Annotated in this window: 25 protein-coding genes and 1 pseudogene; 14 read left to right on the forward strand and 12 right to left on the reverse strand. The window is 65.6% G+C overall.

Annotated features, from left to right (window positions below; genetic code table 11):
* The first annotated feature begins 4 nt into the window (after positions 1-4).
* The 8 genes from nuoG to nuoN are packed head-to-tail and all read left to right on the forward strand — an operon-like array spanning position 5 to position 9,971.
* Positions 5-2,716, forward strand: a complete 2,712-nt coding sequence (gene nuoG, locus H165_RS0107505) for an NADH-quinone oxidoreductase subunit NuoG (protein ID WP_017938306.1) — start codon at positions 5-7, stop codon at positions 2,714-2,716.
* Positions 2,713-3,705: an NADH-quinone oxidoreductase subunit NuoH gene (nuoH, locus tag H165_RS0107510; RefSeq protein ID WP_017938307.1), complete on the forward strand. Its 993-nt coding sequence runs from the start codon at positions 2,713-2,715 to the stop codon at positions 3,703-3,705. The genes nuoG and nuoH overlap by 4 nt, the downstream gene beginning before the upstream one ends.
* 12 nt (positions 3,706-3,717) lie before the next feature.
* Positions 3,718-4,266 carry an NADH-quinone oxidoreductase subunit NuoI gene (gene nuoI / locus H165_RS0107515; protein ID WP_017938308.1) on the forward strand — a complete coding sequence of 183 codons (549 nt, stop codon included), beginning with the start codon at positions 3,718-3,720 and terminating at the stop codon, positions 4,264-4,266.
* A gap of 12 nt (positions 4,267-4,278) precedes the next feature.
* A complete protein-coding gene (nuoJ, locus tag H165_RS0107520) occupies positions 4,279-4,785 on the forward strand; it encodes an NADH-quinone oxidoreductase subunit J (protein WP_017938309.1) in 507 nt (168 codons plus the stop codon).
* Positions 4,785-5,093: an NADH-quinone oxidoreductase subunit NuoK gene (gene nuoK, locus H165_RS0107525; protein ID WP_017938310.1), complete on the forward strand. Its 309-nt coding sequence runs from the start codon at positions 4,785-4,787 to the stop codon at positions 5,091-5,093. Before nuoJ ends, nuoK begins: the two co-directional genes overlap by 1 nt.
* Positions 5,090-6,937 carry an NADH-quinone oxidoreductase subunit L gene (nuoL, locus tag H165_RS0107530; protein ID WP_017938311.1) on the forward strand — a complete coding sequence of 616 codons (1,848 nt, stop codon included), beginning with the start codon at positions 5,090-5,092 and terminating at the stop codon, positions 6,935-6,937. Before nuoK ends, nuoL begins: the two co-directional genes overlap by 4 nt.
* Before the next feature lie 20 nt (positions 6,938-6,957).
* Entirely contained in the window at positions 6,958-8,487 is a 1,530-nt protein-coding gene (nuoM, locus tag H165_RS0107535) for an NADH-quinone oxidoreductase subunit M (protein WP_017938312.1), read from the forward strand.
* Between the two features lie 8 nt (positions 8,488-8,495).
* Positions 8,496-9,971, forward strand: a complete 1,476-nt coding sequence (nuoN, locus tag H165_RS0107540) for an NADH-quinone oxidoreductase subunit NuoN (protein ID WP_017938313.1) — start codon at positions 8,496-8,498, stop codon at positions 9,969-9,971.
* A 95-nt stretch (positions 9,972-10,066) separates the two neighbouring features.
* On the opposite strand, the gene H165_RS0107545 is transcribed toward nuoN, so the two are convergent.
* Entirely contained in the window at positions 10,067-11,389 is a 1,323-nt protein-coding gene (locus tag H165_RS0107545; RefSeq protein ID WP_017938314.1) for a Na+/H+ antiporter family protein, read from the reverse strand.
* Positions 11,390-11,577: 188 nt separating this feature from the next.
* On the opposite strand from H165_RS0107545, the gene H165_RS20320 reads away from it, so the two are divergent.
* Both H165_RS20320 and H165_RS0107555 read left to right on the forward strand, forming a co-directional pair.
* Complete coding sequence (locus tag H165_RS20320) at positions 11,578-13,722, forward strand: methyl-accepting chemotaxis protein (RefSeq protein WP_017938315.1); 2,145 nt, start codon at positions 11,578-11,580, stop codon at positions 13,720-13,722.
* Positions 13,723-13,865: 143 nt separating this feature from the next.
* Positions 13,866-14,462 (forward strand): NADPH-dependent FMN reductase, encoded by a 597-nt coding sequence (locus tag H165_RS0107555; RefSeq protein WP_017938316.1) that lies wholly within the window; start codon positions 13,866-13,868, stop codon positions 14,460-14,462.
* Positions 14,463-14,507: 45 nt separating this feature from the next.
* On the opposite strand, the gene H165_RS0107560 is transcribed toward H165_RS0107555, so the two are convergent.
* The 4 genes from H165_RS0107560 to H165_RS0107575 are packed head-to-tail and all read right to left on the reverse strand — an operon-like array spanning position 14,508 to position 17,136.
* On the reverse strand, positions 14,508-15,848 hold the full coding sequence (locus H165_RS0107560; RefSeq protein WP_026146444.1) for a sensor histidine kinase: 1,341 nt from the start codon (positions 15,846-15,848) through the stop codon (positions 14,508-14,510).
* The gene (locus H165_RS0107565) at positions 15,845-16,513 is read right to left on the reverse strand and encodes a response regulator transcription factor (protein ID WP_017938318.1); all 669 of its coding nucleotides are present in this window, start codon (positions 16,511-16,513) and stop codon (positions 15,845-15,847) included. The genes H165_RS0107560 and H165_RS0107565 overlap by 4 nt, the downstream gene beginning before the upstream one ends.
* Positions 16,514-16,831: a PepSY domain-containing protein gene (locus H165_RS0107570; protein ID WP_017938319.1), complete on the reverse strand. Its 318-nt coding sequence runs from the start codon at positions 16,829-16,831 to the stop codon at positions 16,514-16,516.
* On the reverse strand, positions 16,831-17,136 hold the full coding sequence (locus H165_RS0107575) for a PepSY domain-containing protein (protein ID WP_026146445.1): 306 nt from the start codon (positions 17,134-17,136) through the stop codon (positions 16,831-16,833). Before H165_RS0107575 ends, H165_RS0107570 begins: the two co-directional genes overlap by 1 nt.
* A 121-nt stretch (positions 17,137-17,257) precedes the next feature.
* Here H165_RS0107575 and H165_RS0107580 point away from each other — a divergent pair, with 121 nt between their 5' ends.
* Both H165_RS0107580 and queD read left to right on the forward strand, forming a co-directional pair.
* Positions 17,258-18,337: a patatin-like phospholipase family protein gene (locus H165_RS0107580; RefSeq protein ID WP_017938321.1), complete on the forward strand. Its 1,080-nt coding sequence runs from the start codon at positions 17,258-17,260 to the stop codon at positions 18,335-18,337.
* A 65-nt stretch (positions 18,338-18,402) separates the two neighbouring features.
* Positions 18,403-18,759, forward strand: coding sequence for a 6-carboxytetrahydropterin synthase QueD (gene queD, locus H165_RS0107585; RefSeq protein ID WP_026146446.1), 357 nt, complete (start codon positions 18,403-18,405; stop codon positions 18,757-18,759).
* Positions 18,760-18,852: 93 nt separating this feature from the next.
* Here queD and cysB read toward each other — a convergent pair whose 3' ends face one another.
* From cysB to H165_RS0107610, 5 genes are all read right to left on the reverse strand, one after another.
* The gene (gene cysB, locus H165_RS0107590) at positions 18,853-19,827 is read right to left on the reverse strand and encodes an HTH-type transcriptional regulator CysB (protein WP_017938323.1); all 975 of its coding nucleotides are present in this window, start codon (positions 19,825-19,827) and stop codon (positions 18,853-18,855) included.
* A 118-nt stretch (positions 19,828-19,945) separates the two neighbouring features.
* Positions 19,946-20,449: a universal stress protein gene (locus tag H165_RS0107595; RefSeq protein WP_017938324.1), complete on the reverse strand. Its 504-nt coding sequence runs from the start codon at positions 20,447-20,449 to the stop codon at positions 19,946-19,948.
* A gap of 193 nt (positions 20,450-20,642) precedes the next feature.
* A complete protein-coding gene (locus H165_RS0107600) occupies positions 20,643-21,548 on the reverse strand; it encodes a 5'-nucleotidase (RefSeq protein ID WP_017938325.1) in 906 nt (301 codons plus the stop codon).
* 10 nt (positions 21,549-21,558) lie between these two features.
* Positions 21,559-22,512 (reverse strand): putative 2-dehydropantoate 2-reductase, encoded by a 954-nt coding sequence (locus tag H165_RS0107605; protein WP_017938326.1) that lies wholly within the window; start codon positions 22,510-22,512, stop codon positions 21,559-21,561.
* The gene (locus H165_RS0107610) at positions 22,513-22,896 is read right to left on the reverse strand and encodes a YbbN family protein (protein ID WP_051059494.1); all 384 of its coding nucleotides are present in this window, start codon (positions 22,894-22,896) and stop codon (positions 22,513-22,515) included.
* A gap of 2 nt (positions 22,897-22,898) precedes the next feature.
* Here H165_RS0107610 and H165_RS18460 point away from each other — a divergent pair.
* Both H165_RS18460 and H165_RS0107620 read left to right on the forward strand, forming a co-directional pair.
* Positions 22,899-23,311 (forward strand): annotated as a pseudogene (locus H165_RS18460) (PilZ domain-containing protein).
* 154 nt (positions 23,312-23,465) lie between these two features.
* Positions 23,466-24,542 (forward strand): 3-deoxy-7-phosphoheptulonate synthase, encoded by a 1,077-nt coding sequence (locus H165_RS0107620; protein WP_017938329.1) that lies wholly within the window; start codon positions 23,466-23,468, stop codon positions 24,540-24,542.
* 57 nt (positions 24,543-24,599) lie between these two features.
* Here H165_RS0107620 and H165_RS0107625 read toward each other — a convergent pair whose 3' ends face one another.
* Positions 24,600-24,881 (reverse strand): GNAT family N-acetyltransferase, encoded by a 282-nt coding sequence (locus H165_RS0107625; RefSeq protein ID WP_017938330.1) that lies wholly within the window; start codon positions 24,879-24,881, stop codon positions 24,600-24,602.
* A 1,053-nt stretch (positions 24,882-25,934) separates the two neighbouring features.
* Positions 25,935-26,161: IS5/IS1182 family transposase (locus H165_RS0107635; protein ID WP_017938332.1), on the reverse strand; the 227-nt coding region annotated here is incomplete at its 5' end.

Consider the following 26,161-nt stretch of genomic DNA (forward strand, 5'->3'; position numbering starts at 1 on the left):
AACCATGGCCACTATCCACGTAGACGGCAAGACGCTAGAGGTCGACGGGGCGGACAACCTGTTACAGGCCTGTCTGTCACTGGGCCTCGACATCCCCTACTTCTGCTGGCACCCGGCACTCGGCAGCGTCGGCGCCTGCCGCCAGTGCGCGGTCAAGCAGTACACCGACGAAAACGACAAACGCGGTCGTCTGGTCATGTCCTGCATGACCCCGGCAACCGACAACACCTGGATCTCCATCGACGACGAGGAAGCCAAGGCCTTCCGCAAGAGCGTGGTCGAATGGCTTATGTCCAACCACCCCCACGACTGCCCGGTCTGTGAGGAAGGCGGCCACTGCCACCTGCAGGACATGACGGTGATGGTCGGCCACAACCAGCGCCGCTACCGCTTCACCAAGCGCACCCACCAGAACCAGGACCTCGGCCCGTTCATCGCCCACGAGATGAACCGCTGCATCGCCTGCTACCGCTGCGTGCGCTACTACAAGGACTACGCCGGCGGTACCGACCTGGGCGTCTACGGCGCCCACGACAACGTCTACTTCGGGCGCATCGAGGACGGCGTGCTGGAGAGCGAGTTCTCCGGCAACCTCACCGAGGTCTGTCCCACCGGGGTGTTCACCGACAAGACCCATTCCGAGCGCTACAGCCGCAAGTGGGACATGCAGTTCGCGCCGAGCATCTGCCACGGCTGTTCGAGCGGCTGCAACATCAGCCCCGGCGAGCGCTACGGCGAGCTGCGGCGCATCGAGAACCGCTACAACGGCTCGGTGAACCACTACTTCCTCTGTGACCGCGGCCGCTTCGGCTACGGCTACGTGAACCGTAAGGACCGCCCGCGCCAGCCGCTGTTCAATGGCCAGAAGCTGGGCATCGACGCCGCCCTGGACAAGGCTGCCGAGCTGCTCAAGGGCAAACGGGTGATCGGCATCGGCTCGCCGCGCGCCAGCCTGGAAAGCAACTACGCCCTGCGCGAGCTGGTCGGCGAAGACAACTACTACAGCGGCATCGCCGCCGACGAGCTGGAAAACCTGCGCCTGGTGCTCCGCGTCCTGCAGGACAGCCCGCTGCCGATCCCGTCGATCCGCGAGATCGAGGACCACGACGCAGTCTTCGTGCTCGGCGAAGACTTGACCCAGACCGCCGCGCGCATCGCCCTGGCGCTGCGCCAGTCGGTCAAAGGCAAGGGCGAGGAAATGGCTGCCGCGTTGAAGATCCAGCCCTGGCTGGACGCCGCGGTGAAGACCATCGCCCAGCACGCCAAGAACCCGCTGTTCATCGCTAGCCTGAGCGCCACCCGACTGGACGACGTCGCCGCCGAGTGCGTGCACGCCGCACCGGACGACCTGGCCCGCCTCGGCTTCGCCGTGGCCCACGCCATCGACCCCAGCGCCCCGGCGGTGGTCGGCCTGGAGCGCGAGGCCGCCGAGCTGGCCCAGCGCATCGCCGAGGCCCTGCTGGCCGCCAAGCGCCCCCTGGTGATCTCCGGCACCTCGCTGGGCAACAAGGCACTGATCGAGGCCGCCGCCAACATCGCCAAGGCGCTCAAGGCCCGCGAAAAGAACGGCTCCATCAGCCTGGTGGTGCCGGAAGCCAACAGCCTGGGTCTGGCCCTGTTCGGCGGTGAGTCCGTGGACGCGGCGCTGGACGCCCTGACCTCCGGCCAGGCGGATGCCGTGGTGGTACTGGAGAACGACCTGTACCGCCGCGCCGACGCCGCCAGGGTGGATGCCGCTCTCGCCGCCGCCAAGGCGGTGATCGTTGCCGACCACCAGCTGACCCCGACCGTCGAGCGCGCCCATCTGGTGCTGCCGGCGGCCAGCTTCGCCGAAGGCGACGGCACCCTGGTCAGCCAGGAAGGCCGCGCCCAGCGCTTCTTCCAGGTCTACGAGCCCTCCTACTACGACGCCGAGATCCTCATCCGCGAAGGCTGGCGCTGGCTGCACGCGCTACACAGTACGCTGCAGGGCAAGGCCGTGGACTGGACCCAGCTGGATCAGGTCACCGCCGCCTGCGCCGCCAGCAACGCGCTGCTCGCCGGCATCCGCGATGCCGCGCCGTCCGCCGCATTCCGCATCAAGGGCCTCAAGCTGGCCCGTGAGCCGCTGCGCTACAGCGGGCGCACCGCCATGCGCGCCAACATCAGCGTGCACGAACCGCGCGCTCCGCAGGATCCGGACAGCCCCTTCGCCTTCTCCATGGAAGGCTATTCCGGCACCGCCGAGCCGCGCCAGCAGATCCCCTTCGCTTGGGCCCCGGGCTGGAACTCGCCGCAGGCCTGGAACAAGTTCCAGGACGAGGTGGGCGGCCACCTGCGCGCCGGCGACCCCGGCGTGCGCCTGATCGAGCCGCACGGCGATCGCCTGGAATGGTTCACCGCCGTCCCGGCGCCCTTCAACCCGGCGCCCGGCACTTGGCAGGTGGTGCCCTTCTACCACCTGTTCGGCAGCGAGGAGACCAGCGCCCGCGCGGCGGCCTTCGAGACCCGCATCCCCGCGAGCTACGTGGCCCTCGCCAGCGCCGAGGCGCAGCGCCTAGGCGTCGCCGACGGCGCGCTGCTCAGCCTGCAGGTCGGCGGCCAGAGCCTGCGCCTGCCGGTGCGCGTCGATGAGGAGCTGGCGGTCGGCCTGGTCGCCCTGCCCGTTGGGCTACCTGGCATTCCGCCGCGGCTTTACGGCCAGACGGCCACCGCTCTGCAGGAGGTCGCGCAATGAGCTGGCTGACTCCCGAAGTGGTCGAAGTGATCATCGCGGTCCTCAAGGCCATCGTGATCCTCCTCGCCGTGGTGATCTGCGGCGCCCTGCTGAGCTGGGTGGAACGCCGCCTGCTGGGCCTCTGGCAGGACCGTTACGGTCCCAACCGGGTCGGCCCGTTCGGTGCCTTCCAGCTCGGCGCGGACATGATCAAGATGTTCTTCAAGGAGGACTGGACCCCGCCGTTCGCCGACAAGCCAATCTTCACCCTGGCCCCCGTGGTGGCCATGAGCGCCCTGCTGATCGCCTTCGTGGTGATTCCGATCACCCCGACCTGGGGCGTGGCGGACCTGAACATCGGCCTGCTGTTCTTCTTCGCCATGGCCGGCCTATCGGTCTACGCGGTGATGTTCGCCGGCTGGTCCAGCGCCAACAAGTACGCCCTGCTCGGCGCCCTGCGCGCCTCGGCGCAGACGGTGTCCTACGAGGTGTTCATGGGCCTGGCGCTGATGGGCGTGGTGGCCCAGGTGGGCTCCTTCAACCTGCGCGACATCGTCGATTACCAGGCCCAGCACCTGTGGTTCATCATTCCCCAGTTCCTCGGCTTCTGCACCTTCTTCATCGCCGGCGTCGCGGTGACCCACCGTCACCCGTTCGACCAGCCGGAAGCGGAACAGGAGCTGGCCGACGGCTACCACATCGAGTATGCCGGGATGAAATGGGGCATGTTCTTCGTCGGCGAGTACATCGGCATCGTGTTCATCTCGGCGCTGCTGGTCACCCTGTTCTTCGGTGGCTGGCACGGCCCGTTCGGCCTGCTCCCGCAGATCCCGTTCGTCTGGTTCGCCCTGAAGACCGCCTTCTTCATCATGCTGTTCATCCTGCTGCGCGCCTCCGTCCCGCGCCCGCGCTATGACCAGGTGATGAGTTTCAGCTGGAAGGTCTGCCTGCCGCTGACCCTGCTCAACCTGCTGGTGACCGGCGCGCTCGTGCTGGCCGCGTCCCAGTAAGGAGGAACCACCATGTTCAAAGAAATCCTCCACATCCTGCACGGCACCTACACCCAGCTGCGCAGCCTGGTGATGATCTTCGGCCACGCCTTCCGCAAGCGTGACACCCTGCAGTACCCGGAAGAGCCGGTGTACCTGCCGCCGCGCTACCGCGGGCGCATCGTGCTGACCCGCGACCCCGACGGCGACGAGCGCTGCGTGGCCTGCAACCTCTGCGCGGTGGCCTGCCCGGTGGGCTGCATCTCCCTGCAGAAGGCTGAACGCGAGGACGGCCGCTGGTATCCGGAGTTCTTCCGCATCAACTTCTCGCGCTGCATCTTCTGCGGCCTCTGCGAGGAGGCCTGCCCGACCACCGCGATCCAGCTGACCCCGGACTTCGAGATGGCCGAGTTCCGCCGCCAGGACCTGGTCTACGAGAAGGAAGACCTGCTGATCTCCGGCCCCGGCAAGAACCCGGACTACAACTTCTACCGCGTCTCCGGCATGGCCATCGCTGGCAAGCCGAAAGGCGCGGCACAGAACGAAGCCGAACCGATCAACGTGAAGAGCCTGCTGCCCTAAGGACGAAAGAAGATGGAATTCGCTTTCTATTTCTCCGCAGGCGTTGCCGTGATATCCACGCTGCGGGTGATCACCAACAGCAATCCGATCCACGCCTTGCTCTACCTGATCATTTCCCTGCTGGCGGTAGCCATGTGCTTCTTCAGCCTGGGAGCGCCCTTCGCCGGCGCGCTGGAAATCATCGTCTACGCCGGCGCCATCATGGTGCTGTTCGTGTTCGTGGTGATGATGCTCAACCTCGGCCAGACCATCGTCCAGCAGGAGCGCCAGTGGCTGCAGCCGAGCAGTTGGACGGGGCCGGCGATCCTCGCCGCGGCCCTGCTAGCCGAGCTGCTCTACGTGCTGTTCGGCCAGTCTGACACCGGCGCGGCCCTGGGCCTGAGCACCATCGACTCCAAGGCGGTGGGCGTCAGCCTGTTCGGCCCCTACCTGCTGCTCGTCGAACTCGCTTCCCTGCTGCTGCTCGCAGCTCTGGTCGCGGCTTTCCACCTCGGACGCCACGAGGCCAAGGAACCATGATGAACTCGATCCCCCTGGAGCACGGTCTGGCCGTCGCCGGCGTGCTGTTCTGCCTAGGTCTGCTCGGCCTGATGGTGCGCCGCAACATCCTCTACGTGCTGATGAGCCTGGAAATCATGATGAACTCCGCCGCCCTGGCCTTCGTGGTCGCCGGCAGCCGCTGGGCGCAACCCGACGGCCAGGTGATGTTCATCATGATCATCACCCTGGCGGCCGCGGAGGCCAGCATCGGCCTGGCGATCCTGCTGCAACTCTATCGCCGCTTCCACACCCTCGATATCGACGCTGCCAGCGAGATGCGCGGATGAACCTACTATTCCTCACCTGCCTTTTCCCGCTGATTGGCTGGCTCGTGCTGGCCTTCTCCCGCGGACGTTTCTCGGAAAACACCTCTGCCGTGATCGGCGTCGGCTCGGTCGGCCTGTCCGCCCTGGTCGCCGCCTGGGTCATCTGGCAGTTCAACGTCAACCCGCCGGAAGGCGGCGCCTACACCCAGGTACTCTGGCAGTGGATGAGCGTGGGCGAGTTCGCCCCCAGCTTCACCCTGTACCTGGACGGCCTGTCGCTGACCATGCTCGGCGTGGTCACCGGCGTCGGCTTCCTGATCCACCTGTTCGCCAGCTGGTACATGCGCGGTGAAGAGGGCTACTCGCGCTTCTTCGCCTACACCAACCTGTTCATCGCCAGCATGCTGTTCCTGGTGCTCGGCGATAACCTGCTGTTCCTGTACTTCGGCTGGGAAGGCGTGGGCCTGTGCTCCTACCTGCTGATCGGCTTCTACTTCAAGCACGTGCCGAACGGCAACGCGGCACTCAAGGCCTTCATCGTCACCCGCATCGGCGACGTGTTCATGGCCATCGGCCTGTTCATCCTGTTCCTGCACCTCGGTACCCTGAACATCCAAGAGCTGCTGGTGCTGGCACCGCAGAAGTACGCGGCCGGCGACAGCTGGCTGTGGGTGGCGACCCTGATGCTGCTCGGCGGGGCGGTCGGCAAGTCCGCCCAGCTGCCGCTGCAGACCTGGCTGGCCGACGCCATGGCCGGTCCGACCCCGGTCTCCGCACTGATCCACGCGGCGACCATGGTGACCGCCGGCGTCTACCTGATCGCCCGCACCCACGGCCTGTTCCTGCTCACCCCGGAAATCCTCGAGCTGGTCGGCATCGTCGGCGGCGTGACCCTGGTTCTGGCCGGCTTCGCCGCCCTGGTGCAGACCGACATCAAGCGCATCCTCGCCTACTCGACCATGAGCCAGATCGGCTACATGTTCCTCGCTCTGGGCGTGGGTGCCTGGAGCGCGGCGATCTTCCACCTGATGACCCACGCCTTCTTCAAGGCCCTGCTGTTCCTCGCCTCCGGCTCGGTGATCAACGCCTGCCACCACGAGCAGAACATCTTCAAGATGGGCGGGCTGTGGAAGAAGCTGCCACTGGCCTACGCCAGCTTCATCGTCGGCGGCGCCGCTCTGGCAGCCCTGCCGCTGCTCACCGCGGGCTTCTACTCCAAGGACGAGATCCTCTGGGAAGCCTTCGCCAGCGGTCACAACGGCCTGCTCTACGCCGGCCTGCTGGGCGCCTTCCTGACCTCGATCTACACCTTCCGGCTGATCTTCATCGCCTTCCACGGCGAGGCCAAGACCGAGGTGCATCCGGGCCACGGCATCGCCCACAACCTGCCGCTGCTGACCCTGCTGGTTCTCTCCACCTTCGTCGGCGCGCTGATCACCCCGCCGCTGGCCGGAGTGCTGCCGGAGAGCATCGGTCACGCCGGCGGCGAGGGCAAACACAGCCTGGAAATCGCCTCGGGAGCCATCGCGGTCGCCGGCATCCTGCTCGCCGCCCTGCTGTTCCTCGGCAAGCGCAGCCTGGTCAGCGCCATCGCTGCCAGCGCCCCGGGTCGCTTCCTGTCGACCTGGTGGTTCGCCGCCTGGGGCTTCGACTGGCTGTACGACAAGCTGTTCGTCAAGCCCTACCTGCTGCTCTGCCGGCTGCTCGGCCGTGACCCGATCGACCGCACCATCGGCGTCATCCCGCGCCTGGCACGTGGCGGACACCATGCCATGAGTCTCACGGAGACCGGCAACCTGCGCTGGTACGCAGCGTCCATCGTCGGCGGTACCGTACTGCTGCTCGCCACCCTCATGATTTTCTGAATTAAGGAACACAGCCCGTCATGATTCTGCCCTGGCTAATCCTGATTCCCTTCATCGGCGGCCTGCTGTGCTGGTACGGTGAGCGCTTCGGCACTACCCTGCCCCGCTGGATCGCCTTGCTGAGCATGCTCCTGCTGTTCGGCCTCGGCCTCTGGCTGTGGGCCACCGGCGACTTCACCCTGGCTCCCGCGCCGGGCGTCGCCCCGCAGTGGGCCAGCGAGTTCCAGGTGCCATGGATTGAGCGCTTCGGCATCACCATCCACCTGGCGCTGGACGGTCTGTCGATGCTGATGGTCGTCCTCACCGGCCTGCTCGGCGTGCTCTCGGTGCTCTGCTCCTGGAACGAGATCCAGCACCGCATCGGCTTCTTCCACCTCAACCTGATGTGGATCCTCGGCGGCGTGGTCGGCGTCTTCCTGGCCGTCGACCTGTTCCTGTTCTTCTTCTTCTGGGAAATGATGCTGGTGCCGATGTACTTCCTCATCGCGCTCTGGGGTCATAGCGGCAGCGAAGGCAAGACCCGCATCAACGCCGCCACCAAGTTCTTCATCTACACCCAGGCCAGCGGCCTGGTGATGCTGGTGGCGATCCTCGGCCTGGTACTGGTCAACTACAGCCAGACTGGCGTGCTGACCTTCAACTACGCCGATCTGCTGAAGGCCGAGCTGGCACCGCGCACCGAGTACCTGCTGATGCTCGGCTTCTTCATCGCCTTCGCGGTGAAGTTCCCGGTGGTGCCGCTGCACTCCTGGCTGCCGGACGCCCACGCCCAGGCGCCGACCGCCGGTTCCGTGGACCTCGCCGGCATCCTGCTGAAAACCGCAGCCTACGGCATGCTGCGCTTCTCCCTGCCACTGTTCCCGAACGCCTCGGCGGAGTTCGCCCCCATCGTCATGTGGCTGGGGGTGTTCGCCATCGTCTACGGCGCCCTGCTGTCCTTCGCGCAGACCGACATCAAGCGCCTGGTGGCCTATTCCAGCGTGTCGCACATGGGCTTCGTGCTGATCGCCATCTACTCCGGCAGCCAAATCGCCCTGCAGGGCGCGGTGGTGCAGATGGTCGCCCACGGCCTGTCCGCCGCTGCGCTGTTCATCCTCTGCGGCCAGCTCTACGAGCGCCTGCACACCCGTGACATGCGCCAGATGGGTGGCATCTGGGCACGCATGCCCTACCTGCCGGCGGTGAGCCTGTTCTTCGCCGCCGCGGCCTTGGGCCTGCCGGGCACCGGCAACTTCGTCGGCGAATTCCTGATCCTCATCGGTTCCTTCCAGTACGTGCCCTGGATCGCCGTGCTGGCCACCAGCGGCCTGGTGCTTGGTTCGGTGTACTCGCTGATCATGATCCACCGCGCTTACTTCGGGCCGGCCAAGGATGACAGCCCGCTCGCCGGCCTGCGTCCCCGTGAGCTGGGCATGGTCCTCGGTCTGGCGGTGCTGCTGGTGCTGCTCGGCATCTACCCGCAGCCGGTGCTCGATACCTCTGCCGCCAGCATGCACGGCGTGCAGCAGTGGTTCGGAACCGCCTTCACTCAATTCGCTTCGGCTCGGTAAGTAGCGCTATGGAATTCACCACTCAACACCTCATCGCCCTGCTGCCACTGCTGGTGACCTGTGCCACCGCGGTGGTGGTGATGCTCGGCATCGCCTGGCGCCGCAACCACACCCTCACCTATGTGCTGTCGGTGCTGGGCCTCAACCTGGCCCTGCTGTCCATCATCCCGGCTCTCGGCGCCACCCCGCTGGCGGTCACCGAGATGGTCCAGGTGGACCGCTACGCCTGCTTCTACACCGCGCTGATCCTGATCGCCACCTTGGCCTGCGTGACCCTCGCCCACGCCTATCTAGGCGAGCACGACGACGGCAAGGGCTACCCGGGCAACCGCGAGGAGCTCTACCTGCTGACCCTGCTGGCCGCCGCCGGCGGCATCCTGCTGGTCAGCGCACAGAACCTTGCCGGCCTGTTCATCGGCCTGGAGCTGCTCTCGGTGCCGGTCTACGGCATGGTGGCCTACGCCTTCTTCAACAAGCGCTCGCTGGAAGCCGGCATCAAGTACATGGTGCTGTCGGCCGCCGGTTCGGCCTTCCTGCTGTTCGGCATGGCGCTGCTGTATGCCGACGCCGGCACCCTGAACTTCACCGGCATCGGCACCCAGCTGGCCGCCAACGGTCTGCCCAGCGCCATGGCCCAGCTCGGCCTGGGCATGATGCTGGTCGGCCTGGCCTTCAAGCTGTCGCTGGTGCCCTTCCACCTGTGGACCCCGGACGTCTACGAAGGCGCCCCGGCGCCGGTCGCCGCCTTCCTGGCCACTGCCAGCAAGGTTGCAGTGTTCGCCGTGCTGCTGCGCCTGTTCCAAATCTCCCCGGTGGCCAACGAGGGCTTGCTGAATCTGGTGCTGTCGGCCATCGCCATCGCCTCGATCCTGATCGGCAACCTGCTGGCGCTGATCCAGAGCAATCTCAAGCGTCTGCTCGGTTACTCCTCGATCGCCCACTTCGGCTACCTGCTGATCGCGGTGATCGCCAGCAAGGGCCTGGCCGTGGAGGCCATCGGCGTCTACCTAGCCACCTACACCCTGACCAGCCTGGGCGCCTTCGGGGTCATCACCCTGATGTCCACTCCCTACAGCGGCCGCGATGCGGATGCCCTGTACGAGTACCGTGGCCTGTTCTGGCGCCGTCCTTACCTCACCGCAGTGCTTACCGTGATGATGCTGTCGCTGGCCGGCATTCCGCTGACCGCCGGCTTTATCGGCAAGTTCTACGTGATTGCCGCCGGTGTCGAGTCCGGCCAGTGGTGGCTGCTGGCCGCCCTGATCGTCGGCAGTGCGATCGGCGTCTACTACTACCTACGTGTGATGGTGGCGATGTTCCTGGTCGAGCCCAACCTGCACCGCCACGACGCGCCCATGCGCTGGGCCCAGCGCGCCGGCGGCATCATGCTGCTGTGCGTGGCGGTCCTGGCCTTCGTCCTCGGCGTCTACCCGCAGCCGCTGCTGGACCTTGTGCAGCACGCCGGCCTGGCCTTCGCCGGCTGACCCGCAGATCGCCAACAAAAAACCCGGCACTCAGGCCGGGTTTTTTTGTGTCTGGCGTTCAGCCGGCAGGGCTCGCCGCCCTGCCCTCTCCGTGCCTACAGCACCATGGCCGCCACCCAGCCGAACACCAGCAACGGCAGGTTGTAGTGCAGGAAGGTCGGCACCACGGTGTCCCAGATATGGTGGTGCTGGCCGTCGACGTTCAGACCGGAGGTGGGGCCGAGGGTCGAGTCGGAGGCTGGTGAGCCGGCGTCGCCCAGGGCACCGGCGGTACCGACGATGCTGACAATGGCCAGCGGGCTGAAGCCCAGCTCGACGCTCAACGGCACGAAGATCGCCGCGATGATCGGCACGGTTGAGAACGACGAGCCGATGCCCATGGTCACCAGCAGCCCCACCAGCAGCATCAGCAGCGCACCCAGTGCCTTGCTATTGCCGATCCAGGCCACCGAGGCGTCGACCAGCGCCTGGATCTGGCCAGTGGCCTTCATCACCTCGGCGAAGCCGGCGGCAGCGATCATGATGAAGCCGATCATGGCCATCATCTTCATCCCTTCGGTGAACAGGTCGTCGGCCTCTCGCCAGCGCACCACACCGGACAGGGAGAACAGCACGAAGCCAGCCAGGGCGCCGACGATCATCGAATCCAGCCACAGCTGCACCATGAAGGCGAGCGCCACAGCCGCCCCGGCCACCAGCAGGCTGCGCGGCTCGTAGCGGGAGACCACCTGCTCCACCTGGGCGATGCGCTCCACGGCGTATTCGCGTTTCTTGCGGTAGCTGAACAGGGCCAGCAGCAGGCCGCAGACCATCCCCAGCGCCGGAATGCTCATGGCCTCGGTGACACTCACCTCGCTGACGTCCACGCCGTTGCGGACCACGTTGGCCACCAGGATCTCGTTGAGGAAGATGTTGCCGAAGCCCACCGGCAGAAACATGTAGGGAGTGATCAGGCCGAAGGTCATCACGCAGGCGATCAGCCGGCGGTCGATCTGCAAGCGGGCGAACACGTAGAGCAGCGGCGGGATCAGCAGCGGAATGAAGGCGATGTGGATCGGCAGGATGTTCTGCGAGGAAATCGACACGGCCAGCACCAGCAGGATCAGCAGCATCTTCAGCATGCCGGCGCCAGCGCCGTCACCATTCTCCTTGCCGACCAGGGCCAAGGCCTTGTCCGCCAGTGCGTGGGCCAAGCCGGACTTGGCGATGGCCACCGCGAAGGCGCCGAGCAGCGCATAGGACAGCGCCACCGTGGCCCCGCCCCCCAGGCCGTCGTTGAAGGCCTTGAGGGTGTTCTCCAGCCCCAGGCCGCCCAGCAGACCGCCGGCCAGGGCCCCGACGATCAAGGCGATCACCACGTGCACACGGCACAGGCTCAGCACCAGCATGATGGCGACCGCCACTACCACTGCATTCATATGTCCTCCGATTAACGGTCGAGCAGCGCAAAAAGGCGCCACTTTGCCGAAGCCTTCGGCTGCCGTCAAAGCTTCCCGACGGAGCAATGAATGACCAGCGGCGGACTTTGGCAGTCAAGAAAAACGACGTCCGGTCGATAACCGGTAAACAGTCCCATCTAACAATTTCAATTAGAAGGTGTGTCGCAATGCTCTTTAGCCGTCTGTCCATCCAATGGAAGATCTGCTTGCTGGCCGGTCTGTCCCTGCTGGCGATAGTCACCCTGCTGGTGGGCGCCTCGCTGTATCAGGCCAAGCGCAGCGCCGAAGTTGTGAAGGCGTCGAGTTCGCAGATGCTAGAGGAATCCGCACGCCTGCGCATGCAGGCGCGCGGCGAAACCCAGGCCCTGCGCATCCAGCGTTTCTTCATGGATGCCTACCAGTATGGCAAGGGCTTCTCACGGCAGATCCTGTTCCTCCGCGAACAGGCGGAGAAGCGTTTTCTCGATGCCTTCGACCTGCGCGAGGATCTGACCCGCCAGGTGCGCACCGCCCTGGAGGCCAACCCCGGCCTGCTCGGCCTCTACGTGGTCTTCGAACCCAACGGGCTGGACGGCAAGGACGAACTCTTCGTCGAACAGTCCGAGCTGGGTAGCAATGACCAGGGCCGCTTCGCCATCTACTGGACCCAGACCACTCCCGGCCAGCTGTCGAGCGAAGCCGTGAGCGAGGCGATGATCCACGACACTACCCCCTCCACTAGCGGCCAGCCCTACAACACCTGGTACACCTGTCCGTTCGACAGCGGCAGCATCTGCCTGATCGATCCCTACCTGGACACCGCCACCGGCAAGCCCATCCTGATGACCACCATCGCCTATCCGCTGAAGAAGGATGGCAAGGTGATCGGCGTGCTGGGCCTGGACATCACCCTCGATAGCCTCCAGGACATCAGCCTGCAGGGCAACCAGGAGCTTTTCGACGGCCAGGGCCACGTCAGCATCCTCAGTCCGCGGGGCTACCTCGCCGGCCACAGCCGGGATGCCACCATTCTCGGCAAGTCCGCCGACAGCGCCTTCGCCGACCTAGGCGGCGAACTGATCCGCCTCACCGCCCAGAACCAGGCCCAGGTGCTGGACAGCCAAGAGATGCTGCGCGTGCTTACCCCGCTGCAGCCGATCCCCGAGTCGAAGCCCTGGAGCGTGCTGCTGGAAGTGCCCCAGCACCTGCTGCACGAACCGGCACTGCGCCTGGAGAGCGAACTGGATGCGCGTCGCGTGGACGACAGCCTGGTCTCCCTCGGCCTCGGTCTGGCCGCGGTACTCGGTGGTCTGGTGCTGATGTGGCTGACCGCCCGCGGCGTGACCCGGCCGATCCTCAGCGTGGCCGGCATGCTGCGCAACATCGCCAGCGGCGAAGGCGACCTCACCCGCCGCCTCGACTACGAGCGCAAGGACGAACTCGGCGAGCTGGCCGGCTGGTTCAACCGCTTCCTCGACAAGTTGCAGCCGATCATCGCCGACGTGAAGCGCAGCGTGCAGGACGCCCGCAGTACCGCCGACCAGTCCGCGGCGATCGCTACCCAGACCAGCTCCGGCATGCAGCAGCAGTTCCGCGAAGTCGAACAGGTGGCCACCGCCTCCAACGAGATGAGCGCCACCGCCCAGGACGTCGCCCGCAGCGCCGCTCAGGCCGCCGACGCCGCCCGGGGGGCCGACCAGGCGACCCGCGAGGGGCTCAGCGTCATCGACCGCACCACCGCGGCCATCGACGACCTGGCGCGCAACATGACCAGTGCCATGAGCCAGGTGGAAGGCCTGGCCGCCAGCAGCGAGCAGATCGGTTCGGTACTGGAGGTGATTCGCGGCATCGCCGAGCAGACCAACCTGCTGGCCCTCAACGCAGCCATCGAGGCGGCCCGTGCCGGCGAAGCTGGACGCGGCTTCGCGGTGGTCGCCGACGAGGTCCGCAACCTGGCCAAGCGCACCCAGGACTCGGTGGAAGAGATCCGCCAGGTGATCGAAGGCTTGCAACACGGCACCCGTGAGGTGGTCGACTCCATGCACAGCAGCCATCAGCAGGCCCAGGGCAGCGTCGCCCAGGTCGAGCAGGCGGTGGCCGCGCTGCGCCGCATCGGCGAGGCAGTCTCGGTGATCACCGACATGAACCTGCAGATCGCCAGCGCCGCCGAGGAGCAGAGCGCGGTGGCCGAGGAGATCAACCGCAACGTGGCGACCATCCGCGACGTCACCGAGTCGCTGTCCCAGCAGGCCGAGGAATCAGCGCAGGTCAGTCAGTCGCTGAACAAGCTGGCCAACCACCAACAGGGCTTGATGGATCAATTCCGCGTATAGTGGCAGGCTTGGTGGCCGGCTCGCCCGGCCACACCCGCCCAACAGAGCCGGCGTCATCCGACTACCGGCCTGCATGCCTCGCGTTGCCGAACATTCCCGCGCAACCTCGAGCTGCGCGTCTTTGCATGAAGGGAACCTGAAACATGCTCAACTACGCCATCGTCTCCGGCTCCGGCCGGGCCAACAGCCAGTCCGCCAAGGTCGCCCGCTACTTGCGCCAGCGCCTGATTGAGCTGGGCAAGACCCGCGAAGACCTCAGCCAGGTCATCGACCTCGGCCAGAACCCGCTACCGCTCTGGCCGGCGGAAGACACCGGTCCGTGGAGCCAGTACGCCGAACTGCTGCAGGTCGCCGACGCGGTGATCGTCATCGCCCCGGAATGGCACGGCATGGCCTGCCCGGCGATCAAGAACTTCTTCCTCTACGCGAGCAAGACCGAGCTGGCCCACAAGCCGGCCCTGCTGGTCGGCGTGTCCTCCGGGATCGGCGGTGCCTACCCGATCAGCGAGCTGCGATCCTCCGGCTACAAGAACTGCCGGCTGTGCTACATCCCCGAGCACCTGATCGTGCGTCGCGCCGAGAAGGTGCTGAACGAAGGCGAGCCGGCCAGCGAGGACGATGCTCTGCTACGCGCCCGCATCGACTACGACCTGGACATCCTCGCCCGGTACGCCGAGGCTCTGAAGCCGGTGCGTGCTGCCATCGACATGAGCAACCCGGCGTTCGCCAACGGCATGTGACATGGCCGGATGAACCGGTCCGCGGGGCGGTACCTGGGCTACGCCTCACTGCCCCGCGCGCCGGGAGCGCGACAGGTCCCGCGGGAGCTCCACCCGCACCTGCAAGCCGCCCAACGGGCTATCCTGCAGCAGCAGTCGCCCCCGCCAGCTCTCCACGATATCCCGCACGATGCCCAGGCCCAAACCATGGCCGGCGACCTGCTCGTCCAGACGCGTGCCGCGGCAGAGGATCTCCTCGCGCTGTTCGGCGTTGACCCCCGGACCATCGTCGTCCACCAGCAGCCGGTAACCCCCTTCGTCCACCTCGATGCTCAGGCGTACTCGCCGCCGCGCCCACTTGCAGGCGTTGTCCAGCAGGTTGCCAAGCAGTTCGAGGAGATCCTCTCGATCGTAGGGCAGACGTAGCCCCAAGGGCGCCTGCCAGTCCAGCTGCAGGCCGCGGTTGTGAATCATCGCCAGGGTCTCGAATAGCCCCGGCAATTCCTCGTCGCAATTGAAATAGGCGCCCGGCAGGGGCTCGCCGGCCAGCCGTGCGCGGCCTAGCTCGCGGCCCAGGCGCTGCTCGATGAACGCCAGCTGCTGGCGCAGCGACTCATGCAGCTCGGGATGGGCCTTCAGCTCGTCACGCTCGGCCAGGCTGAGCAGCACCGCCAGCGGTGTCTTCAGCGCATGGCCGAGATTGCCCAGGGCGTTGCGCGAGCGCTTCAGGGTCTCCTCGGTATGGGTCAGTAGATGGTTGATCTGCCGTACCAGCGGCTCCAGCTCCAGCGGCACCGAGCTGTCCAACACCGTGCGCTGCCCCTCCTCCAGCTGCTCTATCTGCTGGCGGGTGCGCTCCAGAGGCAGCAACGCGCGGCGGACGATCAGCCGCTGAAGGAAGAGGATCAGCAGCAACGCCCCGCCGCCGACGCCCAGCATCAGCCACTGGAAGCCGCGCAGGCTGTTCAGCGCCGGGCTGTAGTCGCGCGCCACGGTGATCCTGATCGGCTGGCCGAAGCGCCGGTAGTCGACACGGTAGACCAGCAGCAGTTGGCCGTCCGGGCCGTCGCCCAGGGCCTTCTGCAGACCGGTCTGGCCCGGCGCCGGCAGCTCGTGGTCCCACAGCGAGCGGGAGCGCCAGCTCTGGGAGTCGAAGTCGATACGGAAGTAGTGACCGGAAAAGGGCCGCTGGTAGCTGGCCATCAGGCGCTGCTCATCCAGCTGGATGCCCTGCGGCCCGCGTACCATGGCCGCCAGCAGGCTCTCGGTGTCGTAGCGCAACGAGCCTTCCAGATAGCGGCGCAAGCCGAGATCGGCGAGCCACAAACTGCCCTGGGCGACGATCAGGCCGACCACCAGCAGCACGCCGAGCAGTCCAAAGCTCAACCGGCGCTGGATCGAGCTCACCCGGCAACCCCGTGGAAGCGGTAGCCCTGGCCGCGGCGGGTCTCGATCACCTCGCGGCCCAGCTTGCGACGTAGATGGTTGACGTGCACCTCGATGACGTTGGAATCCCGTTCGCTCTCGCCATCGTAGAGATGCTCGGCCAGATGGCTCTTGGAGAGGATCTGCCCGGGATGCAGCATGAAGTAGCGCAGCAGGCGGAACTCCGCGGCGGTCAGGTCGATCTCGCGGCCGCGCTGGCTGACGCACTGGCGCGCCTCGTCGAGCTGCAAGCCGGCCGCCTCCAGGCATGGCTGGTTGGCCATGCCGTGGGCGCGGCGCAGTAGCGCCTGGATGCGCAGCTGCAACTCCTCGGGGTGGAAGGGCTTGGTCAGATAATCGTCGGCGCCGGCCTTCAGGCCATCGATGCGTTCTGCCCAGGAGCCGCGCGCGGTGAGGATCAGCACCGGCGTGGCGAGCCCCGCGGCGCGCCATTCCCTGAGCACCTCGAGGCCCGGCTTGCCTGGCAGCCCCAGGTCGAGAATGATCAGGTCGTAGGGCTCGGTCGCCCCCTGATAAGCCGCGTCGCGGCCGTCGGCCAGCCAGTCCACCGCATAGCCCTGCCGGCCCAGGCCGGCCAGCAGTTCGTCGGCCAGGGGTACGTGATCCTCCACCAGCAGCAAACGCATCTAGTCTTCCTCGTCCTTTCGGATGCGCCCGTCCCGGGCATCCAGTTCCAGCTCCCGTACCACACCCGCAGGAGTGATCAGCTCCACTTCATAAACATAGATGCCCTTCTCCTCCTCCAGCTCCACCTCCAGCAGGCGCGAGCCCGGATAGCGGGCCATGACCGCGGACCACAGCCGGTCGAAAGGCTGAATGATCCCGGCCTCCCGTAGCCTGAGGGCCTCATCCTGATCCAGATCCCGTGCCTCGCTGCCGCAGCTCGGCAGCAGAAGGGCCAGGATCAGGGCCAGGATGCCGCTGTAGCGGATGAGCGGTTTCATCAGTCGTCCTGGTGATCCTTCAGAACCTTGGCATTGGTGGCATCCAGCTCGACGTCCCAGCGGACGCCCTGCGGATCACGCAGCTCCACCTGGTAGATGTAGCGGCCGTACTCCTCCTCCAGCTCGCTCTCGTGAACGGTAGCGCCGGGGTGCAGGGCGATCGCCGCGGCGTTGAGCTGCTCGAAGGACTGGATGGTGCCGGCGTCGCGCAGGCGCAGGGCCTCGTCGGGCCCCAGGTCACGGGCCTGCGCGCCGAAGGACAGGGCCAGGGCGGCCAGGGCAAGCAAAGCAGTCGTTTTTTTCATGGCGGTAATCTCCTGCAGAAGCAGTCTGTTGTCTACGGGAACCACCTTAGCGCCGGGGACTTAACTCAACCTGAATCGCCAATCCCCTATAATCGGCGGCCTCGATTCAGCGGAGGCCGGCATGAGCGCTATCCACATCAAGTTCCCTGCCCTGACCCTCAAGGCCGGCCGCCGGGCCCTGCAGCGCATCCGCGAGCGTGGCCTGCAGCCTGCTGAGGTAGGTATCCTGCCCGGCGCGGCTGGCGGCCCCAAGGCCCTCGGCATTCAGGGCCTGGACCTGGCGCTGTTCGGCGAATGGCTGCCGCGCGCGCCGCGCGAACGCGCGCTGATCGGCGCTTCCATCGGGGCCTGGCGGTTTGCCAGCGCCTGCCTGCCGGATGCCGCCGAGGGCCTCCGCCGGCTCGGCGAGCTCTACACCAGCCAACGCTTCGGCAGCAAGGCGAGCATCGCGGAGGTCTCGCGCACATGCCGCCGCATGCTGGACGACCTTCTCGCCGGTCAGGACGCGCAGATCCTCGCCAATCCCCACTACCGCCTCAACGTGGTGGTGGTGAAGAGCCACGGCCTGCTCGCCCACGACCAGCGCCGGCGGCTCGGCCTCGGCCTGTCCTCGGTGATCGCCGACAACCTGCTCGGCCGACCGCGTCTGGCCCGACACTTCGAGCGGGTCATCCTCCACGACGCGCGCAGCGCGCCGCCGCTGGGCGAGCTCAGGGACTTCCCCTCGCGCTACCTGCCGCTGGACAGCGGCAACCTGCGCCATGCCCTGCTGGCCTCCGGTTCCATCCCCATGGTTATGGAGGGGGTGCGCGACATCCCCGGAGCCGGGGCCGGCACCTACCGCGATGGCGGCCTGCTCGACTACCACCTTGATCTGCCTTACCACGGCGATGGTGTGGTGCTCTACCCGCACTTCACCGACAAGGTCATCCCCGGCTGGTTCGACAAGGCGCTGCCCTGGCGCCGCAGCGACGGCGAGCGACTGCAGGATGTGCTGCTGCTCGCCCCCTCGGCTGAGTACCTGGCCCGCCTGCCCCACGGCAAGTTGCCGGACCGCAAGGACTTCAAGCGCTATCTGGGCGACAACGAAGGCCGCGAGCGCTACTGGCGCAAGGCCATGGACGAGAGCCGTAGGCTCGGCGAGGAATTCCTCGAACTGGCCGACTCCGGCCGCCTGGCCCAGCGTCTGCAGCCGCTCTGATGGCAAAGCTGCTAGAGTGCCCTTCCCACGGGCCCTGCCGGGCCCCGATCGACGAGTGCAAGAGCGTGGAACTGTTCAAAGAATTCACCTTCGAGGCGGCGCATCGCCTCCCTCACGTGCCCGCGGGCCACAAGTGCGGCCGACTGCACGGGCATTCCTTCCGGGTTGCCATCCACATCCAGGGCAACGTAGATCCGCATACCGGCTGGGTCCGCGACTTCGCCGAGATCAAGGCGATCTTCAAGCCGCTCTACGAGCAGCTCGACCACAACTACCTGAACGATATTCCTGGCCTGGAGAACCCGACCAGCGAAGTGCTCGCCAGATGGATCTGGCAGCAGCTGAAACCGCTGCTCCCCGAGCTGTCCCGGGTTCGGGTCCACGAAACCTGCACCAGCGGTTGCGAATACCGGGGTGACTGAGTCCGGCCCGAAAAGAAAATCGCCACACGGTGGCGATCCATCCCGTGGAATCCGCTGCCAGGCCGCCGGCAGCGGATTCTGCGTTTTCGGGGCTCAGTAGGTGGGCAGCTCGACGTCCTGGAACAGCTCTTCCAATTCGGTCTTGTTGTGGCACTGCACCGCTCTGGTCACCATGTCGCGGTTCAGGTGCGGAGCGAAGCGTTCGATGAAGTCGCACATGAAGCCGCGCAGGAAGGTGCCGCGGCGGAAACCGATCTTGGTCACGCTGGATTCGAACAGGTCGCTTGCATCCAGCACCACCAGGTCGGAATCCAGCTTGGCATCTACCGCCATCTTGGCAACGATGCCCACTCCCAGGCCGAGACGTACGTAGGTTTTGATCACGTCGGCGTCGGCGGCGGTGAACACCACCTTGGGCGACAGGCCCTTGCGATTGAAGGCCTCGTCCAGCTTGGAGCGCCCGGTGAAGCCGAACACGTAGGTGACGATCGGGTGTTCGGCCAGGGCCTCGAGGGTCAGCTTGGGCAGCTTGGCCAACGGGTGGCCCTGGGGCACGATGACGCAGCGGTTCCAGCGGTAGCACGGCATCATCACCAGGTCGCCGAACAACTCCAGCGCCTCGGTGGCGATGGCGAAGTCCACGGTACCGTCCGCGGCCATCTCGGCGATCTGCATGGGGGTCCCCTGGTGCATGTGCAGGGACACTTCGGGGTACTGCTTGATGAAGCCGCTGATCACCGGCGGCAACGCATAGCGCGCCTGGGTGTGGGTGGTGGCGATGGACAACGTGCCCTTCTTCTCGTTGGAGAACTCCTGGGCGATCTGCTTGATGCTCTCGACCTTGCGCAGGATCTCCCCCGCCGTATTGATGATGCGCTCACCAGCCGGCGTCACCCGGGTCAGATGCTTGCCACTCCGGGCAAAGACCTCGACCCCCAGCTCATCCTCCAGCAGGCGGATCTGCTTGCTGATGCCGGGCTGCGAGGTGTAGAGACTCTGGGCCGTAGCGGACACGTTGAGGTCGTGGTGCGCTACCTCCCAGATGTAACGCAGTTGCTGAAGCTTCATAGATTTCCCTCGGAGCGAAAATACGGCGCTGGGACGGCCAGCGACGCCATATAACCATATTAATGGTTAGATGAATAAAACTAGGCGTTTTTTTCAGATTTGCATGCCTTTTGTCTAGCTACTCGGCCGCCCCCTGCTCGTGGGGCTGGAGGATAGGTACCAGGTAGACTGGTATCTCCGCCAGCTGCAGCAGGCGCTGAGCCGTTCGCCCCATGGGCACTTCCATGCGCAGGGTCTGGCTGTGGCTGCCGATCACTAGTAGATCGACCGCCAGACGCTTGGCCTCGGCCAGGATCACCTGTGGCGGGTCCCCCTGCAGAACGCGCACCGCGCGGATCAGCGTGACGTCCTCGCCGGTTTCGTCCAGTTCTTCGCGGAAGGTTTCCAGCACGCGCCGTTCAATGCTGGACATCACGGTGCTCAGCCCCTTGCTGCGAATCTCCTCGAGGGTGTCATGATCCAGATAGCTCTTCAGCACCGACTCGGCCAGCAGGCTGATCGGCTCCACGGCATGCACCACGTTGAGCGGGGCACGGAAGGCCTGGGCCAGGGCCAGGGCATGCTGGAGCACGTAGGGGGCATACAAACCAAGGTCGGTCGCGTAGAGAATCGAACGGATCATGCACCCTCCCATTCCTTGGCCTGTCAAGGACTCTGCGGCCGCATCGGAGCCCGTCGCTGCACGAGAGCAAGGGCCATAGGCGAAGTGCGCCCACCTGCCTCGGCGGGATCTGCGGACAGGACAGCCCGGAGTTAACGCGTCTTGTTTGAGCTTAGCAGCGCCCTGACAAGCGCAAGGACCGGCCGGCGGGCGCTCAAGGCAGGGGCTCGTTGCTCACCCCGTGCGGCACGTGGCCGGTGGCGACCCGCTCGCGAGCCTTCTCGCAGTGGCCCAACTGGTCGTCGAAGAATACGTCGGCACCGAACGCCTCGAGGATCGCCGACTTCTCCAGGCCACCGAGGAAGAAGGACTCGTCCAGGCGAATGTCCCACTCACGCAGGGTGCGAATCACCCGCTCGTGGGCCGGAGCCGAGCGAGCGGTGACCAGGGCCGTGCGGATCGGGCAGGTTTCGTCGGGGAATTCCTGCTGCAGGCGATTGAGCGCGGCGAGGAACGGCTTGAAAGGGCCGCCGTGGAGCAGTTCTCGAGCCGCCTGGCGCTCGTGGTCCTGGAAGGCGGCCAGCCCGCCCTTCTGGTAGACACGCTCGGCTTCGTCGGAGAACAGCACGGCATCGCCGTCGAAGGCGATGCGTAACTCAGTACTGGCCGCCCGGCGCGCCCCGCCGGAAAGGATGGTCGCCGCGGCGAAGCCCGAACGCAGCGCGTTGCGCACGTCCTCGGCGTGGGTGGAGAGGAACAGGTGGCAGCCGAAGGCCGCCAGGTAGGGATCCGGGCTGCGCCCGCCGACAAAGGCGGCGCGGGAGATGGCCAACCCGTAGTGCTGGATCGAGTTGAAGGCGCGTAGGCCGGTATCCGCGCTGTTGCGCGACACCAGGATCACCTCGACGCGCGGCTCGCCGAGCAGTTGGTTGAGGCCGAGCAGCTTCTCCACCAGCGGGAAGGCATCGCCGGGGGCGAGGATCTCCTCCTCGTGCTCGATCTGGTACTGACGGTAGGCCTCCACCCCTTCGGTCTCGTAGACCCGATGGCTCTCCGTCAGGTCGAACAGTGCCCGCGAGGAAATCGCCAGCACCAGCTTGTCACCCAGCCCCTTTCCCATGGTTTCAGCCTCAGCCCAGGTTGCGTTCTTCAAGGAAACGTAGCGTCCGGTACAGCATCTCCGTGCGCGGCATGGCACAGTCGGCACGGGCCGCCGCCTCCAGCGGCGCGGTGTAGATCGCCCGCAGCTCCATCGGCCGGCGCCGGGCGAAGTCGTGGTACATGCTCGGCAGGTAGTCTGGCATACGCTCGGTGGCAGCCAGCAGCTGCGCCGCGAAGCCTGCGGGAATCGCCTGTCCGCAGGCCTGCGCGCCCTGCACCACCTCGTCCATGATCGCCGCGATCAGCGCACGGTTCTCGCCCTGGGCCATCAGCGCCGCGGTGCCGGCATCGAGGAGCACCGACAGGCCGTTGTAGGGCACGTTCCAGACCAGCTTCTGCCAGCGCGCCTGTTCCAGGTTCGGCATCGCCTTCGAGTCGATGCCCGCGGCCCGGAACAGGCTCGCCCCTTCCTCGACGATCGCCAGGCGTTCCGCCTCGGCCGCCGGTCCGGAGTGATAGGCCAGATTCACCGTGCCCAGCGCCTGGTGCTCGATCACCCCAGGCGCGGTACGGTGCACGCAGATGTAGCAGAACCCGCCCAGCAAGTGCAGACCCTCCGACAGCAGCGGGCGCAGCTCGTCCTCCATGCCCAGGCCGTTCTGCATCAGCACCACCCGCGCCCGCGGCGCTGCAGCCTGGATGATCGCCGGGGCCAGCGCGGCGTTGCTGGTGGTCTTGGTACCCACCAGCAGCCAGTCGCAGGGCGGCATCTCGACGGCGGAACGGTAGACCCGCACTGGCTGCAGGGCCAGGGTGCCATGCACGACGCTATTAAGAATCAGACCACGCTCGGCGACCGCGGCGAACTCACTGCGCAGCAGGAAATGCACCTCGAAACCGGCCCGCACCAGCAGCAGGCCGTAGAAGCCACCAATGGCACCGGTACCGATGATACCGATACGCGGACGCGGGGATGCGGACATTCAGGGAAGCTCCTCTTCAGGCCCATTCAGGGCCGATGCAATGGCAGCGGACAATCCGGTCGACTCCAGACACGCCTGCAGGGCTCCGAGGAACCGGCCATCACGCACCAGGAACAGGGCCGGCAGATGGAACACAGCATAGCGCTCGACCAGTCCGCCATTGCGGCCGGCATCGATCCAGCACAGCCGGTCTATCGGCAGTTCCAGGGTCGGTAGCTGGCGCCTGGCCCAGCGACAGGCAGCACAACCGGCGCTGGTGAAGATCACCAGAGAGATCCCCGGCAGCTCCAGCAGACATCGATCGGCGTCCAGATCGGTGAGCTCCAGCTCGGCCACTATACTGTTCAAGGCGCTATCCAATTGCCATCCCCCGGAGCCGGTCATCGATGCGTCAGTACATGCGTCATCCCAGTGAGCTGCCGGTCGAGCTGGCCGAGCGCGAACAACGCTTTCTCCCCAAGATGCGGCTGCACAATATCAGCCTGGGCGGCGTGGCCTGCAACTCGAACCGGGCCTTCCGCCGCGGCCCCCCATCGAACTGCGCATTCCCGTGCTCGGCGAGACGGCGCGTTGCAAGGGCGTGGTCGCCTGGTGTCGCAAGCAGGCCGATGACTACCTGATCGGCATCGCCTTCCTCGACGCTGAATCGCTGTTCCGCGCGCGGATGGTCGAGCAGGTCTGCCAGATCGAGCGCTACCGACAGCAGTGCGAGCAGCAGGCCGGGCACTCCCTGGCGGTGGAGGACGTCGCCCGCCAATGGGTCGAGCGCTATGCCGCGGACTTCCCGCAACCGGGCTGAAGCCGGCATTCGGCCAGAGGCAGGACTTTCGCCCCATTGTCGAAGCGCCCCGTACGCGCTAAGGTGCGATCCCCTGTCACGCCCTTGACGCTAACCCCCTCGGGGAAATGGCTCAGTGGCGGACCCCGTGAACTCTGAGCTGATGAATTGCACGATGGCTGATTTACCGATCGACGATCTCAACGTCGCCTCCAACGAGACCCTGATCACTCCCGATCAGCTCAAGCGCGACCTTCCCCTGACCGAAGCCGCCCAGCGCACCGTCTCCTCCGGTCGCCAGGTGATCCGTGACATCCTCGACGGTAAGGATCACCGCCTGTTCCTGGTGATCGGCCCCTGCTCGATCCATGACATCAAGGCCGCCCACGAATACGCCGAGCGCCTGAAGGCGCTGGCCGACGAAGTCTCCGATACCCTCTACCTGGTGATGCGCGTGTACTTCGAAAAACCGCGCACCACCGTGGGCTGGAAGGGTCTGATCAACGACCCCTACCTGGACGACTCCTTCAAGATCGAGGATGGTCTGCGCATCGGCCGTAAGCTGCTGCTGGATCTCGCCGAAATGGGCCTGCCGACCGCCACCGAGGCGCTCGATCCCATCTCCCCGCAGTACCTGCAGGACCTGATCAGTTGGTCGGCCATCGGCGCGCGCACCACCGAATCCCAGACCCACCGCGAGATGGCCTCCGGCCTGTCCTCCGCCGTGGGCTTCAAGAACGGTACCGACGGCAGCCTGACAGTAGCCATCAACGCCCTGCAGTCGGTGTCCCGGCCGCACCGATTCCTCGGCATCAACCAGCAGGGCGGCGTGTCCATCGTCACCACCAAGGGCAACGCCTACGGCCACGTGGTGCTCCGCGGCGGCAACGGCAAGCCGAACTACGACTCGGTAAGCGTGGCGCTCTGCGAGCAGGAACTGGTCAAAGCCGGCATCCGTCCGAACATCATGATCGACTGCAGCCACGCCAACTCCAACAAGGATCCGGCCCTGCAGCCGCTGGTGATGGACAACGTCGCCAACCAGATCCTCGAGGGCAACACCTCGATCATCGGCCTGATGGTGGAAAGTCACCTCGGCTGGGGCAACCAGCCCATTCCGAAGGATCTCTGCCAGCTCAAGTACGGGGTCTCCATCACCGACGCCTGCATCGACTGGGACACCACCGACAAGAGCGTGCGCGCCATGCACGCCAAGCTCAAAGAGGTGCTGCCCAAGAGGTCGCGCAACTGATCGGAGCAAAGACGAAAACGCCGGGCACTGCCCGGCGTTCTTTTTTTCAGGAGAACCTCAGCCCTTGGCTTCCTGCTGTCGGCGACGCTCCATGTAGCGCTCGACGTAGGAGCAGGATGGGATGACCGTGTAGCCCATGCGGTCCGCGTAGGCCAGTGCCTCCTCGGTCAGCGCCGCGGCGATGCCGCGCCCGCGCAGGGAAGTCGGCACGAAGGTGCGGTAGATGTCCAGAGTCTGCTGTCCCAGATCCATGTAGGCCAGGTACGCTCGATCGCCATCCACGACGGCTTCGAACCGGTGACCGGCCTTATCATGGTTGATCGACAACACCTCGCTCATCACCCTACTCCTTACTGGGTCTAAAGACCCTCACCTTATCAATCTTTTCCACCCGGAGAAACATCTCCGCGGCACCCGTGCCGAATTGGACAGTCAGATGGGCCATTCCGTTCTCCACCTCATGGTCTTCGGCCGAGCAGTAAAACGGCATTGCCCTCAGACCGAGGTGGTATACAACCATGTTTCACATAGTAGCGCAGGTTGATCGACCTGATCCCGGTCGACCAGGTCAACCTCCAGCGCGAAAACAAACCAGCGAGCAAGATGGTCAAGCAAAGCTTGCCGACTGCTGCTGCGCAACCGCCCCCAAGGATAGACGCCGTACAGTCGTAGGAGCTGCTCGCGGCCAACCAGCCACTGGCACAGCCTACGTTCTCAAGGATGCGCCAAAGGAAATCTGGTACGCCTCAGCGTGCAGGAGGGCTGGCGGGCCTGGCTGCGGCACGCCCGGAACGGCGGCCTAGCACCACTACAACGCCCCCGCACGCCAGCCTCCTTGAAGGCGTGAACAACCGCATCAAGGTGATCAAACGCAGACTTCCAAGCCCAGCTCTACTTCTTCCCGGAAATCAAGGCCCCTTCCCCGAAGGGCGCCGAAATGAAAAAAGTCCAGCCACTGCTAAGTGGCTGGACTTTTTAGGTTTTGGTCGGGACGGAGTGATTCGAACACTCGACCCCTTGCACCCCATGCGCTTATTTAGTGGATTCCCATAGATCCTATCGGACACTACTAGACAGGCTTAAGCCTAGTAAATACGGGGCTTACAGGCTAATCTTGCATCCAACAGCGTCCAATACCGTCCACCACCAGCTATGCAATTCGGTGGCACAAAAGTGGCACAAAATTCGGGCGCGAGGAATTGTACTAGGGGTAGAGAGTGTCCAAGGTAACGATTAAGCAATTAGGGAAGGTCTGAAGTAGCCCTGTATTTCCGGTCGACTTCAGCCCTCGCTGCTTTTGAAAGCGGGCCGTCGATCAAAAACCGGCCAGATAGCCCACTCATTTCTCCTTTTTTGGCCGCCGCGAGCACCTCGCAGCAGCCATTTTCCGCATTACAGGCGCACCTCTCCTGCGGTAGTCAGCAAATGTCGGCGCGCCATCCATAGGTTCGACAGCGCGAACAGCGTCACCAGCTGAGCGGTGTTCTTGGCCAGGCCACGGAAGCGCACCTTCACGTAACCGAACTGGCGCTTGATCACTCGAAACGGGTGCTCGACCTTCGCTCGCACTTGTGCCTTGGCCTTCTCGATCTTGCGCTTGGCTTTGTACAGGGCGCTGC

The sequence above is a fragment of the Pseudomonas thermotolerans DSM 14292 genome (assembly GCF_000364625.1).
Taxonomy (GTDB): Bacteria; Pseudomonadota; Gammaproteobacteria; order Pseudomonadales; family Pseudomonadaceae; genus Aquipseudomonas; species Aquipseudomonas thermotolerans.

Bases quoted from the DNA above. Each gene is read 5' to 3' on its own strand.
- H165_RS20320 (WP_017938315.1), top strand. From the start codon at position 11,578: ATGCTCTTTAGCCGTCTGTCCATCCAATGGAAGATCTGCTTGCTGGCC.
- H165_RS0107545 (WP_017938314.1), bottom strand. From the start codon at position 11,389: ATGAATGCAGTGGTAGTGGCGGTCGCCATCATGCTGGTGCTGAGCCTG.
- H165_RS0107605 (WP_017938326.1), bottom strand. From the start codon at position 22,512: ATGTCCGCATCCCCGCGTCCGCGTATCGGTATCATCGGTACCGGTGCC.
- H165_RS0107610 (WP_051059494.1), bottom strand. From the start codon at position 22,896: ATGACCGGCTCCGGGGGATGGCAATTGGATAGCGCCTTGAACAGTATA.
- H165_RS0107600 (WP_017938325.1), bottom strand. From the start codon at position 21,548: ATGGGAAAGGGGCTGGGTGACAAGCTGGTGCTGGCGATTTCCTCGCGG.
- nuoI (WP_017938308.1), top strand. From the start codon at position 3,718: ATGTTCAAAGAAATCCTCCACATCCTGCACGGCACCTACACCCAGCTG.
- nuoM (WP_017938312.1), top strand. From the start codon at position 6,958: ATGATTCTGCCCTGGCTAATCCTGATTCCCTTCATCGGCGGCCTGCTG.
- H165_RS0107625 (WP_017938330.1), bottom strand. From the start codon at position 24,881: ATGAGCGAGGTGTTGTCGATCAACCATGATAAGGCCGGTCACCGGTTC.
- nuoJ (WP_017938309.1), top strand. From the start codon at position 4,279: ATGGAATTCGCTTTCTATTTCTCCGCAGGCGTTGCCGTGATATCCACG.
- H165_RS0107555 (WP_017938316.1), top strand. From the start codon at position 13,866: ATGCTCAACTACGCCATCGTCTCCGGCTCCGGCCGGGCCAACAGCCAG.
- H165_RS0107620 (WP_017938329.1), top strand. From the start codon at position 23,466: ATGGCTGATTTACCGATCGACGATCTCAACGTCGCCTCCAACGAGACC.
- H165_RS0107565 (WP_017938318.1), bottom strand. From the start codon at position 16,513: ATGCGTTTGCTGCTGGTGGAGGATCACGTACCCCTGGCCGACGAACTG.
- nuoK (WP_017938310.1), top strand. From the start codon at position 4,785: ATGAACTCGATCCCCCTGGAGCACGGTCTGGCCGTCGCCGGCGTGCTG.
- H165_RS0107580 (WP_017938321.1), top strand. From the start codon at position 17,258: ATGAGCGCTATCCACATCAAGTTCCCTGCCCTGACCCTCAAGGCCGGC.
- nuoG (WP_017938306.1), top strand. From the start codon at position 5: ATGGCCACTATCCACGTAGACGGCAAGACGCTAGAGGTCGACGGGGCG.
- nuoH (WP_017938307.1), top strand. From the start codon at position 2,713: ATGAGCTGGCTGACTCCCGAAGTGGTCGAAGTGATCATCGCGGTCCTC.
- H165_RS0107575 (WP_026146445.1), bottom strand. From the start codon at position 17,136: ATGAAAAAAACGACTGCTTTGCTTGCCCTGGCCGCCCTGGCCCTGTCC.
- cysB (WP_017938323.1), bottom strand. From the start codon at position 19,827: ATGAAGCTTCAGCAACTGCGTTACATCTGGGAGGTAGCGCACCACGAC.
- nuoN (WP_017938313.1), top strand. From the start codon at position 8,496: ATGGAATTCACCACTCAACACCTCATCGCCCTGCTGCCACTGCTGGTG.
- H165_RS0107570 (WP_017938319.1), bottom strand. From the start codon at position 16,831: ATGAAACCGCTCATCCGCTACAGCGGCATCCTGGCCCTGATCCTGGCC.
- H165_RS0107595 (WP_017938324.1), bottom strand. From the start codon at position 20,449: ATGATCCGTTCGATTCTCTACGCGACCGACCTTGGTTTGTATGCCCCC.
- nuoL (WP_017938311.1), top strand. From the start codon at position 5,090: ATGAACCTACTATTCCTCACCTGCCTTTTCCCGCTGATTGGCTGGCTC.